The organism is Streptosporangium heterodermiicola (assembly GCF_051390675.1).
In the GTDB taxonomy this organism is placed as follows: domain Bacteria; phylum Actinomycetota; class Actinomycetes; order Streptosporangiales; family Streptosporangiaceae; genus Streptosporangium.
In genome coordinates, this window is sequence record NZ_JBPJSR010000151.1 from 1 (window position 1) to 234 (window position 234).

General features: G+C 72.2%; 1 protein-coding gene. It reads left to right on the top strand.

What is annotated here, in order from left to right; all coding sequences use genetic code 11:
• Nucleotides 1–234, top strand: a 234-nt coding sequence (locus ACSC1Q_RS43300) for a hydantoinase B/oxoprolinase family protein (protein WP_436764561.1), incomplete at both ends; no start/stop codon positions are given.

A 234-nucleotide genomic window follows, 5' to 3' on the forward strand; every position in this document is an offset into this window, starting at 1 on the left:
GACCGGGATGTTCTTCGAGCGGGTGGAGATGCGGGAGGACTCCGGGGGCGCGGGGCGCTTCCGGGGCGGGGTCGGGTTGCGGCGTGACATCCGGTTCGTGGTGCCGGGGGAGTTCCTGTCGGTGATCAAGAAGACGCGGTCGCGGCCCTGGGCGCTGGAGGGCGGGGAGGAGCCGGAGCCGAACCAGGTGGTGGTCTTTCCCGGCACCGAGCGCGAGCACCGGGTGAGCACCAG